The organism is Deltaproteobacteria bacterium, assembly GCA_021737785.1.
GTDB lineage: Bacteria > Desulfobacterota > DSM-4660 > Desulfatiglandales > Desulfatiglandaceae > AUK324.
Genome location: JAIPDI010000055.1, coordinates 16,535 through 33,954, shown reverse-complemented (window position 1 = coordinate 33,954; position 17,420 = coordinate 16,535). Strand labels below are relative to the sequence as shown.

Genomic DNA, 17,420 nt, shown 5'->3' with positions numbered 1-17,420 from the left:
TATTTGTAAGACCGCTCGGTTCATAACTGTGCATGTCTCCGGCGAGAGTCTTCAGGAAAGCCGGATGCGGGAAATCCGCACGTCCGGTTTGAGGAGGGGGAGGGGATACCCCCCTCCCTACTCTACTGTCTCCGTGTGAAAACTTTTTCATTTCCCGGTTTTCCCGGGTTCGGTATTTGATGAAAAAACAACCATAACAAAATCTTAACGCTATGGAGGAATACTATCGATGAAAAGCATGAGAGATTTTATCGCCGCAGGTGAAAAAGAAGGTTTGTGTAAACGGATTACCGCGGAAGTGGACTGGAACCTGGAGCTGTCCCACATCGCCAAGCTCAATGAAGAGCAGGCCGGTCCGGCCCTCTTGTTTGAGAATGTAAAGGGGTATGATACGCCGGTCATCACCAGCGTGTGCACCACGGCACAACGCCTCGCCCTCATCATGGGACAGCCCCTGGATTCGACCCTGGTGGACCTATATAAGGCATGGGCCAGGTTAGGGGATAACCTGATTCCGCCCAAATGGGTGAATGCCGGCGATGCCCCCTGCAAGGAAAACATCCTTACAGGCAATGACATCGATCTTTACAAATTCCCTGTTCCCCAGTGGTATCCCTTAGACGGGGGCCGCTTTATCGGCACGGCCCATTTCATCATCAGCAAGGACCCGGAGACCGGCTGGGTCAATCTGGGGACCTATCGGAGCCAGCTTCTCGGCAAGGACAAGATGGGGACCCAGTTTATCAAGGGAAAACACGCCGACATTATGCTCAAGAAATATCAGGCCATGAAAAAGCCGATGCCGGTGGCCTCGGTGATCGGGTGCGATCCCCTCCTGTTCATCCTGGGAGCTGCCCGGGTCTCGGCGTTCACCTCGGAATATGATGTGGCAGGGGCCCTGCGCGGCGAAGCCGTTGAGGTCGTCAAGGGGGAGACCGTGGACCTTCCCATCCCGGCACATGCGGAGATCGTGATCGAAGGGGAAGTGGATGCAGAAAAGTTCATGGAAGAAGGGCCGTTCGGTGAATACACCGGCTACTACTCAGGAGTGGGCACGGATCCCAGGAATTTTATCGATGTCAAATGCATCACCCATAGAAACAACCCGATTCTGTGGGGTACGACAGTGGGCCGGGCTGTCACCGATACCCACATGACCATGGCCCTCTCCTATGGCGCCACTCTGTGGCAGCAGTTGCTGGCCATGAAGATCCCTGGGCTGAAAGCGGTCTACTGTCCGCCAGAAGGTTCCGGCAGATTTCTGGCCATCATTTCCGTCAAGCAGATGTACCCCGGTCATGCGGATCAGGTCCTGACCGCGGCCATTTCCACGGAAATGGGGGCCTATGGTCTTAAAACGGTCATCGTGGTGGATGAGGACATCGATCCGTGGGATATCCCAAGGGTATTATATGCCCTCAGTTTCCGGTTCCAGCCCAACCGGAGCCAGGTGATCAAGCGGGGACGGTCCACACCTCTCGATCCCTCCCTCCCCATCGATTCCAGGGATATCACGGGCCGGCTCCTTCTGGACGCCACCATCCCCTATGACTGGAAAGAAAAGCCGATCCCCATTGAGCTGGATCCCGCCATGGTGGAAAAGGTCAAGGGCAGGTGGTCTGAACTGGGGTTCTAGTTATGCGCTGTTGGTTAATTATTATGAAGGGTCAGTGCGATCATTGATCCCCATAATGATTAACCGACTGCAAAAGCAAGGAGTTATGAACATGTCAGACAGCACGCGGTTAAACGGCAAAAGGGTTCTCATCGTGGATGACGAAACCGATATCCTGGACATTTTGGAGGAGCTGCTGGAGATGTGCGAAGTCGCCAGGGCTTCCACATTCGAAGAAGCAAAAGAGCTCATGGCGTCTCAGACGTTTGATATCGCCATCCTGGATATCATGGGGGTGGACGGCTATGGCCTCTTGAAGATCGCCAAGCAGAAGCACATCATTCCGATCATGTTGACCGCCCATGCCTTCACTCCGGGGAACCTGGTGCGGTCCATCAAGGAGGGCGCGGATTCGTATCTTCCCAAGGAGGAGATATCCAATATCGTGACCTTTCTGAATGACGTCCTGGAGGCAAGAGAAAAGGGGAAAAACCCATGGGGGCCTTGGCAGGAACGGTTGCCCACTTCTTATTTTGAAAGAAGATGGGGGGCCGCCTGGCAGGATACGGACAAGGACTTCTGGGACAAATTCAGGGCCGGCATCAGGGACAGAACAAAAAAGGAAGACGGATGAGGCCGCAATAAGCTGCTCGCGCCTCAAAAATGGGAACCTTCAGGACTGCGTCCCTGTTGCTCCATGAAGTGCATATTTCTTGAAAATTCGGACTGTCGAGCAGTACGGCCGAGTCCTAATCATTATTCGAAAAGGGATTTGTGAATCCTATTTTCTAATTCCTGATGCTTACTCCTAATTCTTAATTCTAAATTCTAAATTGGAGGCTTCACGTGAAACCGATTCGGTACACAAAAGAAATGGTGGATGAGTTTCTGCAGGACGGATACTGGACAAATGAAACATTCTATGATTTCTACGACAGGAATGCCAGGGAATTTGGCGACAAAGAGGCCCTTGTAGATGCCAAGTACAGGGTCACCTGGGCCGAGGCCAAGCGCCTCGTGGATGCCATGGCCATTTCATGGGTCGAGATGGGAATTCCCAAGTTCTCTCGCGTTATCATCCAGTCTCCCAACAGCGTTTACGGCTTCCTGGCCAGAATCGCCTGCGAAAGGGCCGGGCTCATATCCCTGACCGTCTATCCTTACCTGCGACAGAAGGAACTGGAATACATGGTGGAACGGACCGAGGCCACGGCCGTGATCATCCCTAACGTATATCGCAAGTTTGATTACCTCGAGATGTACAAAGATCTACAGCAGAGATTCCCCCACCTCAAATACATCTTTCTGTTTGACGACGAGGTTCCGGATTCGGCCCCTGAAGGGACCTATTCCCTTACCAAACTGGCCCAGGAACGTGCGAAAAGGCCGGTGGATGAATCGGTCCTTGCCCAAAGGAGACTTGACCCTATCTGGAACGTGGCGCTCTTGACCACCACCAGCGGGACCACGGGCCTCCCCAAATTGGTGGAATGGCCCTGTGCCCCCAGGGTCTGCACATCAAAGGGGAGGGTGGATATCTGGGGACTCAATAAAAACGACATCACCATGGCCATCGCCCCCCATGCGGGCGGGGCCGCAGGGACCCTCACCTACTTTGCCGCGCCCCTGGCCGGGGCCAAGACGGTCATGCTGGAGGAATTCACGCCGGAAGGTGCCCTGGCCCTCATAGAAAAAGAAAGGGCCACGGCCATCGGCGTAGTGCCCACCCACCTGGTCCGAATGCTGGAGGCAGATACCTCTAAATACGATCTCAGTTCGCTGCGATTTATCCGTTCTGCCGGCGGCTATCTTTCCCCTCAGGTTGCGGAAGAGGCGGAAGAGGCCTTCGGGGCCGCCATTACCAGCGATCTGGGGACCCAGGATATGGGGTCGGTATCCGGGTGCAGGGTGGAGGATCCCAAGGACCTCCGACGCCGCACCGTGGGCAGGATGCTCCCTGGAAACAAGGTGCGGCTCATGGATGAAGAGGGAAAACAGGAGGTCCCGGAAGGCGACCCCGGCATCCTTTATTTCAGAGGCCCCCATGCCCCGGCAGGCTATTATCGGGACGAGACCCTGACCGCCACGGTCTTTGATCCTGACGGATGGACCACCACCGGCGATATCGTCAAATTCGACCAGGGGTGTCTCTGGATCCTGGGCAGGGCCAAGGATATGATCATCCGGGGCGGGCAGAACATTTACCCGGCGGAGATAGAAGGGCTGCTGAACGAGCACCCAAAGGTGGCCTCGGTGGCCATTGTGGGGTACCCGGATCGGGAAATGGGGGAGAGGTGCTGCGCCTATGTCATCCCCAAGGCAGGCCAGACCTTCACCTTTGAAGAGATGGTGCAATTCCTGAAGGGAAAGCAGTTGGCCATGTTCAAACTCCCGGAACGGCTCGAAGTGGTTGATGAATTTCCCGCAGTGGGCGACTCGGGCAAGGTGAATAAGGAGACGCTGAAAAAGGACATCAAGGCCAGGATAGCGGCGGAAAAGGGATAGGAATTGAAGAATTAAGATTGAACAATGAAGGATTGCTAATGATGATTGAGAGATGGCTGATAGGTAAGCTATTTCAGTCATCTGCGGCAATCTGCGAAAGCTGTGGCTACCTATTATGGCGGAAAAAACGATACTCATTATCTCCACCCTGGATACCAAGGGTGAGGAGACCTATTATCTGAGGGATAAGGTTCAATCTCTTGGCCTGACTCCGCTCCTCATGGACATCTCCATGAGGGGCGAAGGACCGACCCGTGCCGATATTACGCCGGATCAGGTGGCTGCGGCCGGCGGAAGCACCATTGAGGAAATCCGTGTCTCCAAAGAGCGTTCGCGGATTACCAATATCACTATCGCAGGGGCATCTCGCATTGCCGTGGAACGGCTTGGTGAAGGGAACCTGGACGGGGTGATCGGCATGGGCGGATCCACCGGTTCTCTCATGGCCACAGAGGTCATGCGGGCCCTCCCTTTCGGCATCCCCAAGCTGATGATCTCTTCCACGGCCGCGCTTCCCGGGCTTTCTACGCGTTATATCGGCACCGGCGACATCGCCCTGTTTCATTCGGTTATCGAGATATCCGGCCTCTCCGACCTCCTGAAAAACGTAATGGACCGTGCCGCCCATGCCATGGCCGGGATGGTCCATGAGACCATTATCTCGCCGAAGGCGAAGAAGGGAAAGGCGATCGCCATTACCATGCTGGGACCTTGCGAGCAATGCGCCAGTTCGGTAAGGACGTCCCTGGAAGCAGCCGGCCATCAGGTCATCGGTTTTTCCGCGGCAGGCATTGGGGACAGGGCTATGGAAGAGATGATCTCACAGGGTCTGTTTCAAGGCGTCATCGACCTGGCGCCGGGCGGGGTCGGAGAACACCTCTTCGGCTTCATGCGGGACGCCGGCCCCAACCGGATGGAATCTGCAGGAAGGGGAGGGATCCCCCAGATCATCTCAACATGCAGCGTCAATCACATGACCCCGGCCAAATCCAGATACAAACCGGAATATCATGAACGGAGAAAGTACGATCTGGACAAATACCGCACCTGGATCCGTCTATCCCCTGCTGAATTGAAAGAGGTGGGGGGCGCCTTCAGGGATAAACTGAATTCGGCAAGGGGTCCTGTAAAGGTCCTCATCCCCTTAAGGGGATGGTCTTCCGTGGATTATCCGGGGAATGCCACCTATGATCCTGAAGAAGACCGTGCCTTTGTGCACGAGCTCCGAAGGGATTTGAACCCGGACATCGAGATCCTGGAAATCGACGCCAATATGGAAGATCCTGAATTTGCAGCGGCGGTGGTCAAAGCGTCCTTGAAAATTCTCTGATTATTGGTGAATACCTGGCTGTATATAGAGAGAATATATGAAAAAGCGGATCATTGTGGGAATTGCAGGCGCCAGCGGCGTGATCTACGGTGTCACACTCCTGGGCCTCCTCAGGGAAAGAAAGATCGAGACCCACCTCATTATCTCCGAGGCTGGAGAGAGAAATATCGAGATCGAGACGACCACCACACCGGCCGAGGTCAAGGCCATGGCCGACTATTGCTACAGCAACCGCGATGTGGGCGCCACCCTGGCCAGCGGTTCTTTCTTGACCGATGGAATGGTGGTGGCGCCCTGCACCATCAAGACCCTTTCCGGGATCGCCAATTCCTATACCGACAACCTCCTGGTCAGGGCCGCGGACGTGACATTGAAGGAGAAGCGGAAATTGGTCCTCGTGGTCAGGGAAACCCCGCTCCACAAGGGCCACCTGAGACTTATGACCATGGCCGCGGATATGGGTGCCCATCTTCTCCCTCCGGTCCCCTCCTTTTACCACCAGCCCAAAACCATAGAGGATATCATTCACCAGACCATCGGAAAGATATTTGACTACCTGCGCATTGAACATCATCTCTTCAAGCGTTGGGGTGAATAATCTCCCAAAGGTTTTGAACCGCGTTCCCATGAAAAGGTCATTTTCCCCAACCCGACGGACACCCCGATGAATTCAGGGTGTGAACCAACATCTCCGTCCGCTGCGACCCCGACCTGCGGACAGGACCCTCCGTGTCAAGAGGGCCACCGACAGACCCTCAACAGCCCTTGATCGCCCGGCATTGAATTCCGGATTTAGAGTCAAGACGTTTATACTTCTTGACAGGCAAGGCCTTTTCCATATCATAATACCCCCCGTTGTAACATTTTGGCCTGCAAATCAATGGCCCGAGGAGGCCCCCGATAGAATCCATGACCCCCCAGATAAGCACTCTCGTCAACATGGAAAGTCCCCAGGATGTTCTGGATGAAGCAAAACACATTCTGTTGATGCTGTTTCCCCAATTTGATATAGGACCTTTGGATGGTGTTTTTCATGACGTTCTAAGCCTTTTTGAAGGCGGGTACCCGGGGTATTGTGCGTGCGACACCCAGTATCATGACCTGAAGCACACCACGGATACCTTCCTTGCCATGGCCAGGATTATTCATGGCGCAGGCGTATCAGGCCATCCTTTCTCGGAATGGAGTGTCGCTCTGGGCCTGATCAGCGCCCTTTTCCACGATGCAGGATATTTGCTGACCTTTGATGAAGAAGGGCCCGGCGCCAGATACACCATGAGCCACATTAGGCGAAGCATCGCCTTTATGGATACGTATTTTGCGCCAAGGGGCTTCTCAAGAGAAGATTTTGAATTTTGCGGGAATATTCTCAACTGTACGGGACTCGATGTAAAGATCCATGAGATACGGTTCACGTCCCATGAGAATGAAATGCTTGGCAAGATGTTGGGTACCGCCGATCTTCTGGGCCAGATGGCCGACCGCACCTATCTTGAAAAACTCCCTTTTCTCTATGACGAATTCAAGATCGCCGGCATCGCGGGACTCGGCAGCGAACTGGACTTTTACAGAAATACCCCCGGGTTTTATGCGATGACCATAGACCGGTTTCAGCACGAACTGGGAGGGGTCAATCAGTATATGCGCCACCATTTTCGTGCGCGTTGGGGAATTGACGACGATCTTTACCTGTCCGCCATTGAAGAGAGCATCACCTTTCTCAAACAGATTCTTGAACAGCACCCTGACACCCCACGGAAACACCTGCGACGTGCGGGGACCATTCGAAATCTGGAGCGCATCCGGGGGACCCGTTGACCCGGGCATCCGTGCGAAATCTTTCAACGGACCATCGGGGCAGCAACGACAGGAGAAAGAGACCCCCACGGCCGCCGATGCAGAGCGGATACTCGAGAATCGGGTAGGCCTCACCGTTCAGGTGGAATTTTCTTAAAAAATATTTGCTTTTTGATGAAATCTTTTATACCATCGCGCCGTATTCTTCAAGATCTGATCATTACCTCCTTTAATAAGATCTAACCTGCTTAGGGTAACAATATTGGTTTTTCGGTCGAATGTGAATATCAGAGAATGTGAGATCGAATCAAAACGAAAACGCTGTTAACCCGTAAATAAAGAAAATCCCTCTTTTTAAAATTAAAATCTCAAGTAAGATCAACCCGTTATTGTCCATTTATAGCCATTTGATAATGTTGGATAAAGATTAACATTAATCAAGTAAAGGGAGGCAATTATGAAGCGGTCATTGGTTGGGGGTTTTATTGTGTTCATGTTTCTCTTGGCCGGGATCTCGTTTGCAGGTGCGGCCCCGGACAAAATTGTTATCGGTCATCCTGCCTGCCTTTCCGGTAAATTTGCCAAGGCTGGCGAGCAGGCGGTGGGCGGTATCAAGGCCTGTGTCGAATGGGTCAATACAACTTACGGCGGCGTGGAAATAGGCGGCAAAAAGGTCCCGCTGGACTATAAATACTATGATTGTGAATCGAAAAAAGAGGCTGTCACGAGTCTCATCGGAAGGCTGGTTTCCGTGGACAAGGTGAATGTGGTGTTTGCGCCTTACAGCTCCGGTTTAACCCTCAGGGGGGCGCCGGTGACCGAAAGCCGTCAAATGCTCTACATGGACCACGGGGGGGCTAGCAACGAGATCTTCCAGCAGGGATTCAGATATGTTGTTCAGACCATCGGGCCTGCCACCAGTTATCACGAGGGGACCCTGGATATGATTCACAAAATCGCCCCCGATGACAAGAAGGTGGCCCTGGCCTATGAGGATTCAGAGTTTGCCAAAATGGTCATGTTAGGCGCCAAGGAACACGCCAAAAAACTGGGTTTCGAAGTTGTTTTCGAGCGCACCTATCCCAAAGGGGTTACGGATTTAACCCCGCTTCTCTCGGCCCTAAAGGCCAGCAAACCCGATTTTGTATTGGGCGGCGGCCATTTTGAAGACGGCCAGCTCTTTAACCGGCAGATGGCGGATCTGGACATTAATACAAACGGCCTTTCCCTTATTGCCGCGGCCACACTGCCGGCATTTTACAAGGCATTAACCACCATGGCCGAAGGCGTCATGGGACCTTCGCACTGGGAATACGGAGTGAAATATTCCGCCGAAGAGGCCAAGGCAGCCGGGCTCCCATGGATCGGACCGTCCCAGGAAGAATTTATGGCACTGTTCAAAAAGCACACCAGCGAGGATATGCTTCCGGATTACCATGCGGCCGAGGCCGGTGCCCAGGTACTGGCCTATGTCCTGGGGGTTCAGAAGGCCAATGCCATCGATTCCACCAAGGTCCGGGATGCCTTGGGCAGCCTTAAGTTCATGAGCTTTTACGGGGGCTGGGATGTGGATGACAGCGGCTTGCAGGTGGGCCACACCATGGTGGATGTACAGTGGCAGGACGGCAAAAGGGTCATTGTGTGGCCCAAAGCAGCCCAGACCGGAAAGGTCTGCTATCCTATGCCAACCTTCCAGGAAAAGGCAAAGGGCGTAAAGGCCGTTCCTAAGTAGTCATCAGTTGATGCCCCCGACCAAGCCTGCCTTGGACCGGGGGCTCTTTGTCTGTGCAACAGGGCGGTTGTCCCTTTAAGACCACGAGGAAATCGTGCCATGTTTTTTGAACAATTGGGCGGAAATCTGATACAGGGAGTCGTACTGGGCGCGGTGTACGGGATGGCTACCATGGGCCTCAGTCTTATCTTCGGTGTCCTGAAAGTGGTCAATGTCGGACACGGGGCATTCATCATGGTGGGGGCCTTCGTGACCCTGTTTCTTTTCAGTTCCCTCGGAATCAGTCCTATCATCGCCATCCCTGTTGCCTTTATGGTGGGCATGGGCCTGGGATTCATATTTTATTATACCACCATCCGAAAACTGATCAAGGCCCCTGAATTGGCGACCCTCCTGGCCACCTTCTCCATCGGCGTCTTACTCGAAGAGCTGATAAAGCTGATTTTCGGTTCAGAATTTCGCGGCTACAACTGGGCTGTGGGCAAAATAGACCTGGGGATCACCGTGTTGCCCATGTCCAAGCTTTATGCCTGTATCGGGAGCATCCTTATCGCAGTGCTCCTCTTTCTGTGGTTCAAGAAGACCCGGGCTGGATCGGCGGTTCGCAGCGTGGTGGAGGACAGTGAAGGGGCCCGCGTGTGCGGAATCAATGTGGGCGGTGCATATGCGCTGAGCTTTTCTTTGGGCATAGGATTGACCGTGGCCAGCGGCGTTCTCCTTACCATGTTCATCCCCGTGGGGATCAATCCATACATGGGAGGCGGATACACCCTCAAAGCCTTTGTCATCGCCGTACTGGGCGGACTTTCATCGCCTTACGGGGCCTTTTTCGGCGGGCTGGTATTCGGACTCATTGAAAACGGCTCATACACGCTGTTCGCGTATATACCGGGGGTGGAACCCTTTGCCCTTACCCGTTTCTTGTCCTTTGTGATATTGCTGGTCATCCTCTTAATCAGACCCACCGGAATCCTGAGTGCAAAATGAAACAGATACCAAAATATTTCCCGCTCATCCCTGTATTTGCTGCCTATGCTATCATGTTTCTTGTCGCTGAAAACATGGAAGGGATGTGGCAGCTCATGTCCATGCTCCTGTTTTACTGCGCCCTGGGACAGGCCTTCAATGTGTTTATGGGCATGACAGGGTATGTGGATTTTGGATATGTGGCATTCCTCGGTGTGGGGACCTACGGCATGGCCTTATCCATTACCCGGCTGGTCCAGTATGAATTCCTCGGTGCATGGATTATCGTCATCGGGTTTGGACTGGCCATGGTGATGTCCACGCTCCTTTCCATGGCCGTGGGGGCTGTGGCCCTGAGACTCAGAGGGGCCTATTTCGCCATTGCCACCATCGGGGTGAACGAGGGATTCAGATTTCTGATCGAGGGCGCCCGAATATGGAATGGATCTGAAGGCATGATATTCACGGCGGACCTCAACAAGGTTCTGGGGAGGGATACTGCTGCGGCCCTGTGCACCTACTGGGCCGACATCATGGTCCTGGTGATTGCCGCGCTGGCCGCGTTTGTGACCCTGGTTTACATGCGGAGTAAGATCGGCTACGCCCTGACCGCGCTGAGGGAAGACGAAGACGCCGCCAAGGTGATGGGGATCAATGTCACCAAGTACAAGATCATCGCCTTTATTACCAGCGCGTGTTTTGCGGGGCTGCTCGGCGCCACTGCCTGGGCCCTGAAAACGCCCTATGTATTTCCGCCCGAGGTGTTTGAGATCCACTATACCATAGAGGCCATCATCATCGTCATGCTCGGGGGTGCGGGAACCCTGCTGGGGCCGGTGGTGGGCGGGCTGGTCTATGGTATTTCCAAGTATTACCTCTCCATCTTTCTCCCGGGATTTCAACTGCTCATTTTCGCCCCGGTCATCCTTGTGATCATCGTCTTGTTCCCCGAAGGCATCGTGGGGATGATGAAGGCGAAAACCAAAGGGACCGGCATGGCACGTTTTATTGTTTAAGGGGCATCATGGCCTTATTAAAGCTTGAAAATGTAACCAAACGCTTTGGCGGCCTGGTGGCCGTCAATCAGGTGAGTCTGGAAATCGCCCCGGGCGAATTCGTGGGGATCGTCGGTCCCAACGGGAGCGGTAAGACCACCCTGTTTAACGTCATCAGTGGTGTTTTCTACCCTGAAGAAGGGACGGTAATGTTCGAGGGCCGGGATATCACCAGGCTCCCTCCCTTCAAACGGGCCCCTTTGGGGATCGGAAGGACATTTCAGATCCCCCGGCCGTTCGCCTCGGCCACGGTGAGGGAAAACATCGCGGTGGGGGCCATGTTCGGCACCCAGGGCCATCGGCTGAGCGTGGATGGGTCACTGGAGGTTGCGGATCAGATTATCGAGCGGGTGGACCTTACGGCCCATAGAGACAAGGCCGCCGGCACTTTGACCCCGGTTGAAAAAAAGCTGATGGAGATTGCCCGGGCCCTGGCCATGAAACCCAAGCTCCTCCTGATGGACGAGGCCATGGCAGGGATGCATCCCAACGATATCGATCAAATGGTGGCGTTTATCAAACGGGTGGCCGAAGAGGAGAATATCGCCATCGTGGCCATGGTGGAGCATATCATGCGGGCGGTGGTAGGATTGGCGGAAAAGGTCATCGTGTTGCATCAGGGTTCAAAAATAGTGGACGCTCCCACAAAAGAGGCCCTGGAAAATCCCAGGGTGGTGGAAGTATACCTGGGCCGTTCGCCGGAGGACGAAGCATGTTAAAGGTCACAGAACTTGAATCAGGCTATGGTCCCATGCAGGTCCTGTGGAAGCCGAGTCTTCAGGTCAAGAAGGGAACGATCACCTCCCTTCTGGGTCCCAACGGCGCGGGCAAGAGCACCCTCCTCATGACGGTGTTCGGATCGATCCAGCCGTGGAGCGGTAAAATCGTGTATAACGGATCGGATGTCACGCTCGTTCCCACCCACAAGAAAGTCGACATGGGCGTGGCCATGGTGCCTGAGGGAAAACACCTGTTTCCCAACATGACGGTTCATGAAAATCTTCTCATGGGGGCCTATCTGAAAAAAGCGTCGGCCCACAGGGATGAATCGCTCAACATGGTACACTCCCTGTTTCCCAGGCTCAAGGAGCGGGAACATCAGACGGCCGGGTCGCTGAGCGGCGGTGAACAGCAGATGGTCACCATTGCCCGGGCCCTGATGACCAAGCCGTATCTGATCATGCTGGACGAACCGAGCCAGGGCCTGGCCCCGTTGCTGGTTCGGGAAGTCTTCGACACCATTCAGAAAATGAAAAATGACATCGGACTGACCGTCCTGCTCATCGAACAAAACGCGGACGCCTCCCTGAATGCGGCGGATTATGTCTATATCCTGCACGAAGGCCGGATCAAGGCGGAAGGAAATCCTGAAGAGATCAAGGGGTCACCCGAAATAAGGGAGGCCTATCTGGGGATTTGAGCGCATGGCGCTGAGGGGATGGCACAGGGGGTGCACCGCCGTGCCGCATGAATGATTCCAACTGTTCAATATTCATCAGTGCCTTATTGCCGGGTCTGTCACAAAAAACAAGAAAGTCTTTCATTGGCCGGAAACAATAGGCTGAAAGCTGAAAGCTCAAAGCTCAAAGGATCGTTCAACCCCCCTTTCAGCTTTCAGCTTTGAGCTTCGAGCTAAGGGACGACATTGGGTTGCGGGTGAGTCGTCCCGCTTCAGAAAATAGTCATTTATAAATCACTCCCACCAGGGCTCCGGTCATGCACGTGGCAATGGTCCCGGCCACAATAGACCTCAATCCCAGGCCCACGATCTCGTCCCTCCTCTCCTTTGCCATGGCCCCCATGCCGCCGATCATGATGCCGAGAGAACCGAAATTGGCAAAGCCGCACATGGCATAGATCAGGATCAGACGGCTCCTTTCGCTGAGCGCGTCTTTCGGCAGGCCGGCCAGATCGAGATATGCCAGCAATTCATTCAAGACCGTCTTGGTCCCCATCAATGAGCCGGCGGTCACCGACTCTGACCAGGGGATGCCGATGAGCCAGACAACCGGGGCCATGAGGTAGCCCACCAGTCTCTGGAACGTCACCGGCCGGCCGGAAAATTCCGGCAGGAAGGCGAGTACCATGTTCAGCAAATGGACCAGCGCCACAAAGACAATCAACATGGCCACAATATTGAGGAGGAGACTGATGCCCGCCACCGTGCCCCGGGTGATGGCGTCCATGGGGCTTCGCGCCTCTATGGGCAGGGCCACCCCTTCTCCGGAAAGGGCCGATGTCTCCGGGATCATCAGCTTGGCTACGGTAATGGCTGCGGGCGCACTGACGATGGATGCCACCAGGAGGTGTCCCATGATCCCGGGCACTACCTGCTGGAGGATGGATGCGTAGAGCACCATGACCGTCCCTGCAATGGTGGCCATGCCGCAGACCATGATGGTAAAGAGTTCGCTCCTGGAGATGCGCGTAAGGTAGGGCCTGACGATCAGAGGCGATTCCACCATGCCGATGAAGACATTGGCTGCAGCGCCCAGGCCTTCGACCCCACCGATGCCCATGACGCGCCGCAGGACCCATGAAAACCCATTCACCACCCAGGGAATGATTCTCCAGTAGAAAAAGAGGGATGACAGGGCACTGATCACCAGAAGAAGCGGGATCCCCCGAAATGCAAAAACATAGCTCAAACCCGGAGCCTTTTCTTCAAAGGGAAGCGGCGCCCCTCCCAGATAGCCGAAGACAAATCCGGTTCCCGCCCTCGTAGACGCCTCGATGGCGCCCACGCCCCGGTTCAACCAGAGAAAGACCTCTTGGCTCCCTGGAAATTTCAGCAGAACCAGGGCCAAAAGGACCTGAAGTCCCAGGCCTGCGGCAACGGTCCTGACATTCACCCTTTTCCGATTTTCAGAAAAAAGCCATGCCAGGAAGACCAGGGCCATGAACCCTATGAAACTCTGGAGTCGGGGCAATTTTTCCTCTCGACAATAATGCCGTAAGGCGTGAAGGGGAGGTTCCGGAGAAGGGAGGATAGCAGACCGGGCGGTTAACGGTCAATGATACAATTTTTTTCAAAAATGATGGTCTCGTAAAAAGTCGAAAAAGCCCCTTTTCCGTCATTCCGGCGAAAGCCGGAAACCAGCGTTCTCAAGCACTCATAGCCCGTGGACCCCGTCCCGCCATTCGGCGGGATTCAACGGGGTGACGGCTTTTTACGAATGCATCAAATATGCAGCTGCTCTTATATAAACGGTCTTGCCGAAAAATCTGAAGTCGTCACAGGCTCCCGAGGGTGTCTTCAGGAAAGCCCTCCGGTTTTTATTGAATATGGATCCCAAACATTGATAAGATAGTTGAAACGCCTCCGCCGCAGTGCCGGTGGTTTCACCGGCTGCAAGGGGAACACATCGCTAAATATCCTGGTCCGGAAGGTTCATGAATTGGAAAAGCCTCTTGTCTGGATCGATCTTGAAATGACGGGACTGAACCCGGATTGTCATGTGATCGTGGAAATTGCATCCATCGTCACCGACGCCCGGCTCAACATCATCGCCGAGGGGCCGGACCTGGTCCTCCATCATCCCGAGGATATCCTTTCCCACATGGAACCGTGGAGCCTGGAACACCATGGGGCCTCAGGACTTCTGGACCGCATCCGATCCTCCACCTGTACCCCCCTTCAGGCTGAAGAGGAAACGCTTCAATTCCTGTCCCGATACTGTGAAGAGGGCGAATCCCCCCTGTGCGGCAACTCCATCGGTCAGGATCGCCGTTTTCTTTACAGACACATGCCGCGCCTGGAGGCCTTTTTTCATTACCGCAACATCGACGTCAGTTCGATCAAGGAGCTGGTCAAACGATGGTATCCTTCCCTCCCCGGGTTCGAGAAACAAAAAACACATCTGGCCCTGAGCGACATCCGCGAATCGATCGATGAACTCATCTACTACCGCAGGCATGTGTTTGTCCCTTGAGCCGCAGGCCGTTATGTCGGTAACGGTTTTGCCGGTTATCTCCTGTCAAGCTTCCGTGTAAACCCTGTGAGAGCAGCTTCCAAGCCGCGAGACATCGCAATATCGCGTTGAAAGCCGCTCCCACAACAACCTGATAAAAGGCAACAAGTCTCCGCCTTCCGATCCCTGACCTCCGACTTCCGATCTCCAACCTCTGATCTCCGACCTCTGACCTCCGGCTTTCCCGCCTCTGCTACATCACCTTATCCCCCGGAAGGAGGTCTCCTTCAACAGTGGCGATTCCGAGGCGGTCTTCACCGACCCCTGCCAGGACCATCCCCTCTGACAGACCGAAGCTCATCTGGCGGGGCTTCAGGTTGGCAACCACCACCACCTTCTTGCCCACCAGGACCTCCGGATCGGCATACGTGGAACGAATACCGCTGAAGACCTGCCGCAGCCGTCCCTCCCCTAAGTCCACCATAAGCCGTATCAGCTTTTTTGCCCCTTTAACAAGTCCGGCCTCCATCACCACGCCGACGCGCAGGTCAATCCTGGCAAAATCATCTATGGTGATCTCCTGACTGACCGGCGCCGCGTCATCGGGTTCTTTACCGGCCAATTTGCTTCCCTTTTGGTCGCCTGTCTTCGGGCCTATCTCGGGCGCAGCCTGCTCCGGCCGGGTCTTCTGGATCTTGGCCCAGGTATCCCGCAGGGTCACCGTTCGATTGAACACCGGTCTGTAAACAGTGGAATCAACCGTATCCACGCAAAAATAGCCCAGTCTCAGGAACTGAAAGAACGTTCCCGGCGCTGCCGCGGCCAGGCTCGGCTCTACCTGGGCGGCGGTGAGGGTCTTAAGCGATCCGGGATTGAGAAGGGATATGAAATCTGCCCCTTCCTTCGGATCAGCGGGATTGGGCGTGACAAACAGATGATCGTAGAGCCGCACCTCGGCTTCAATGGCGTGGGCGGCCGACACCCAGTGCAATGTCCCCTTGACCCGCCGGCCGTCCTGAGACCATCCCCCCCGGGTTAGCGGATCATAAGTACAGCGGAGTTCAATTACCTCGCCGGTGGTTTCATCCTTTACCACGCGTTCACAGGTAATATAGTAGGCATGTTTCAGCCGGACCTCCTGGCCGGGGGCCAGGCGGAAGTACTTTTTGGGCGGGTCTTCGCGGAAGTCCTCCTGCTCGATATAAAGGACCCTGGAAAAGGGGATCTTTCGCGATCCCATGGCCGGGTCTTCCGGGTTGTTTTCGGCATCGAGGTACTCCACCCGGTCTTCCGGATAGTTGTCGATCACCACCCGCAAGGGATGGAGAACCGCCATCCTCCGCAGTGCCCGCTGGTTGAGGTCTTCCCGAAGGCAGTGCTCCAGGAGTCCGATGTCCACCATGCTTTCCTTTTTGGCAACCCCGATCCGGTCGCAGAAATCCCGGATGGCCTCGGCCGTGTACCCCCGTCGCCGCATGCCCGACAGGGTGGGCATACGGGGATCGTTCCAACCGCTTACGTGCCCCCCTCGAACCAGTTCCAGGAGCTTTCGTTTGCTCATGACGGTGTAGGAGAGATTGAGCCGTGCGAACTCGATCTGCCGCGGCGCAAAGATCTTGAGTTCCCGGATGAACCAGTCGTACAGGGGCCGGTGATCTTCAAACTCGAGGGTGCAGAGGGAATGGGTAATCCCCTCGATGGAATCCGACTGCCCATGGGTAAAGTCGTACATCGGGTAGATGCACCATTTTGTCCCTGTCCGTTGATGGGGGGCGTGAAGCACCCGGTAGAGCACAGGGTCCCGCATGTTCAGGTTGGGCGCCGCCATATCGATCTTGGCCCGCAGCACACAGGCCCCGTCCTCGAATTCGCCTCTCCGCATCCGGTCGAACAGGGCCAGGTTCTCTTCAACGGAGCGATTCCGGTAGGGGCTGTCCTTTCCCGGCTCGGTCAGGGTTCCCCGGTAGGCCCGGATTTCCTCCGGGCTCAGATCGCACACATAGGCCTTGCCGTTCCTGATGAGCTGAAGCGCATATTCATAGAGCTGGTCGAAATAATCTGATGCATAATAGAGGCGGTCTTCCCAGTCAAACCCGAGCCACCGGACGTCCTCTTTGATGGACATCACATATTCTTCCTCTTCTTTGGTTGGATTGGTATCGTCAAACCGAAGATTACAGAGGCCCCCGAACTCCTTTGCGACACCGAAATTGAGGCAGATGGATTTGGCATGCCCGATATGGAGATAGCCGTTGGGCTCGGGCGGGAACCGGGTATGGACCCTTCCGCCGTTCTTATTCGCCTTCACGTCTTCTGTAATGATAGATCGGATAAAGTCCAGGGATGGTGCAGATTCGGGATTGTGCATGGTCATCTTCCTCTTTTCTTTCTTTATCTCACACAATGTGCGGTTCACAATCGGTTGCGTCGGAATAGGCGGTCTTTTTTGAGTCAGAGATTCAATCGATACGGCAATGCCTAATTTTTCATTAGAACAATTCTTTTTGAT

At 54.7% G+C, this 17,420-nt stretch carries 14 protein-coding genes; 12 read left to right on the top strand and 2 right to left on the bottom strand.

Features of this window, described 5'->3' with window-relative positions; all coding sequences use genetic code 11:
* Positions 1–229 precede the first annotated feature (229 nt).
* From ppcB to K9N21_20430, 11 genes are all read left to right on the top strand, one after another.
* Positions 230–1,636, top strand: coding sequence for a phenylphosphate carboxylase subunit beta (ppcB, locus tag K9N21_20480; GenBank protein ID MCF8146291.1), 1,407 nt, complete (start codon positions 230–232; stop codon positions 1,634–1,636).
* 91 nt (positions 1,637–1,727) lie between these two features.
* Complete coding sequence (locus K9N21_20475; GenBank protein MCF8146290.1) at positions 1,728–2,249, top strand: response regulator; 522 nt, start codon at positions 1,728–1,730, stop codon at positions 2,247–2,249.
* 212 nt (positions 2,250–2,461) lie between these two features.
* Positions 2,462–4,120 carry an AMP-binding protein gene (locus K9N21_20470; GenBank protein ID MCF8146289.1) on the top strand — a complete coding sequence of 553 codons (1,659 nt, stop codon included), beginning with the start codon at positions 2,462–2,464 and terminating at the stop codon, positions 4,118–4,120.
* A 112-nt stretch (positions 4,121–4,232) separates the two neighbouring features.
* Positions 4,233–5,450 (top strand): Tm-1-like ATP-binding domain-containing protein, encoded by a 1,218-nt coding sequence (locus tag K9N21_20465; protein MCF8146288.1) that lies wholly within the window; start codon positions 4,233–4,235, stop codon positions 5,448–5,450.
* A gap of 37 nt (positions 5,451–5,487) precedes the next feature.
* Complete coding sequence (locus K9N21_20460) at positions 5,488–6,048, top strand: UbiX family flavin prenyltransferase (GenBank protein ID MCF8146287.1); 561 nt, start codon at positions 5,488–5,490, stop codon at positions 6,046–6,048.
* A gap of 311 nt (positions 6,049–6,359) precedes the next feature.
* Positions 6,360–7,268: a hypothetical protein gene (locus tag K9N21_20455; protein MCF8146286.1), complete on the top strand. Its 909-nt coding sequence runs from the start codon at positions 6,360–6,362 to the stop codon at positions 7,266–7,268.
* Positions 7,269–7,704: 436 nt separating this feature from the next.
* On the top strand, positions 7,705–8,979 hold the full coding sequence (locus K9N21_20450) for an amino acid ABC transporter substrate-binding protein (protein MCF8146285.1): 1,275 nt from the start codon (positions 7,705–7,707) through the stop codon (positions 8,977–8,979).
* A 99-nt stretch (positions 8,980–9,078) separates the two neighbouring features.
* A complete protein-coding gene (locus K9N21_20445) occupies positions 9,079–9,966 on the top strand; it encodes a branched-chain amino acid ABC transporter permease (GenBank protein ID MCF8146284.1) in 888 nt (295 codons plus the stop codon).
* Positions 9,963–10,961 (top strand): branched-chain amino acid ABC transporter permease, encoded by a 999-nt coding sequence (locus K9N21_20440; protein MCF8146283.1) that lies wholly within the window; start codon positions 9,963–9,965, stop codon positions 10,959–10,961. The genes K9N21_20445 and K9N21_20440 overlap by 4 nt, the downstream gene beginning before the upstream one ends.
* A gap of 8 nt (positions 10,962–10,969) precedes the next feature.
* Positions 10,970–11,719, top strand: a complete 750-nt coding sequence (locus K9N21_20435; protein ID MCF8146282.1) for an ABC transporter ATP-binding protein — start codon at positions 10,970–10,972, stop codon at positions 11,717–11,719.
* Positions 11,713–12,420 carry an ABC transporter ATP-binding protein gene (locus K9N21_20430; protein ID MCF8146281.1) on the top strand — a complete coding sequence of 236 codons (708 nt, stop codon included), beginning with the start codon at positions 11,713–11,715 and terminating at the stop codon, positions 12,418–12,420. Before K9N21_20435 ends, K9N21_20430 begins: the two co-directional genes overlap by 7 nt.
* Before the next feature lie 262 nt (positions 12,421–12,682).
* Here the strand turns inward: K9N21_20430 and K9N21_20425 are convergent, their stop codons facing one another.
* Positions 12,683–13,900, bottom strand: coding sequence for a nucleoside:proton symporter (locus K9N21_20425; protein ID MCF8146280.1), 1,218 nt, complete (start codon positions 13,898–13,900; stop codon positions 12,683–12,685).
* A gap of 498 nt (positions 13,901–14,398) precedes the next feature.
* On the opposite strand from K9N21_20425, the gene orn reads away from it, so the two are divergent.
* Complete coding sequence (gene orn, locus K9N21_20420) at positions 14,399–14,932, top strand: oligoribonuclease (GenBank protein MCF8146279.1); 534 nt, start codon at positions 14,399–14,401, stop codon at positions 14,930–14,932.
* Positions 14,933–15,164: 232 nt separating this feature from the next.
* On the opposite strand, the gene K9N21_20415 is transcribed toward orn, so the two are convergent.
* Positions 15,165–17,285 carry a glutamine--tRNA ligase/YqeY domain fusion protein gene (locus K9N21_20415; protein MCF8146278.1) on the bottom strand — a complete coding sequence of 707 codons (2,121 nt, stop codon included), beginning with the start codon at positions 17,283–17,285 and terminating at the stop codon, positions 15,165–15,167.
* Positions 17,286–17,420: the final 135 nt, after the last annotated feature.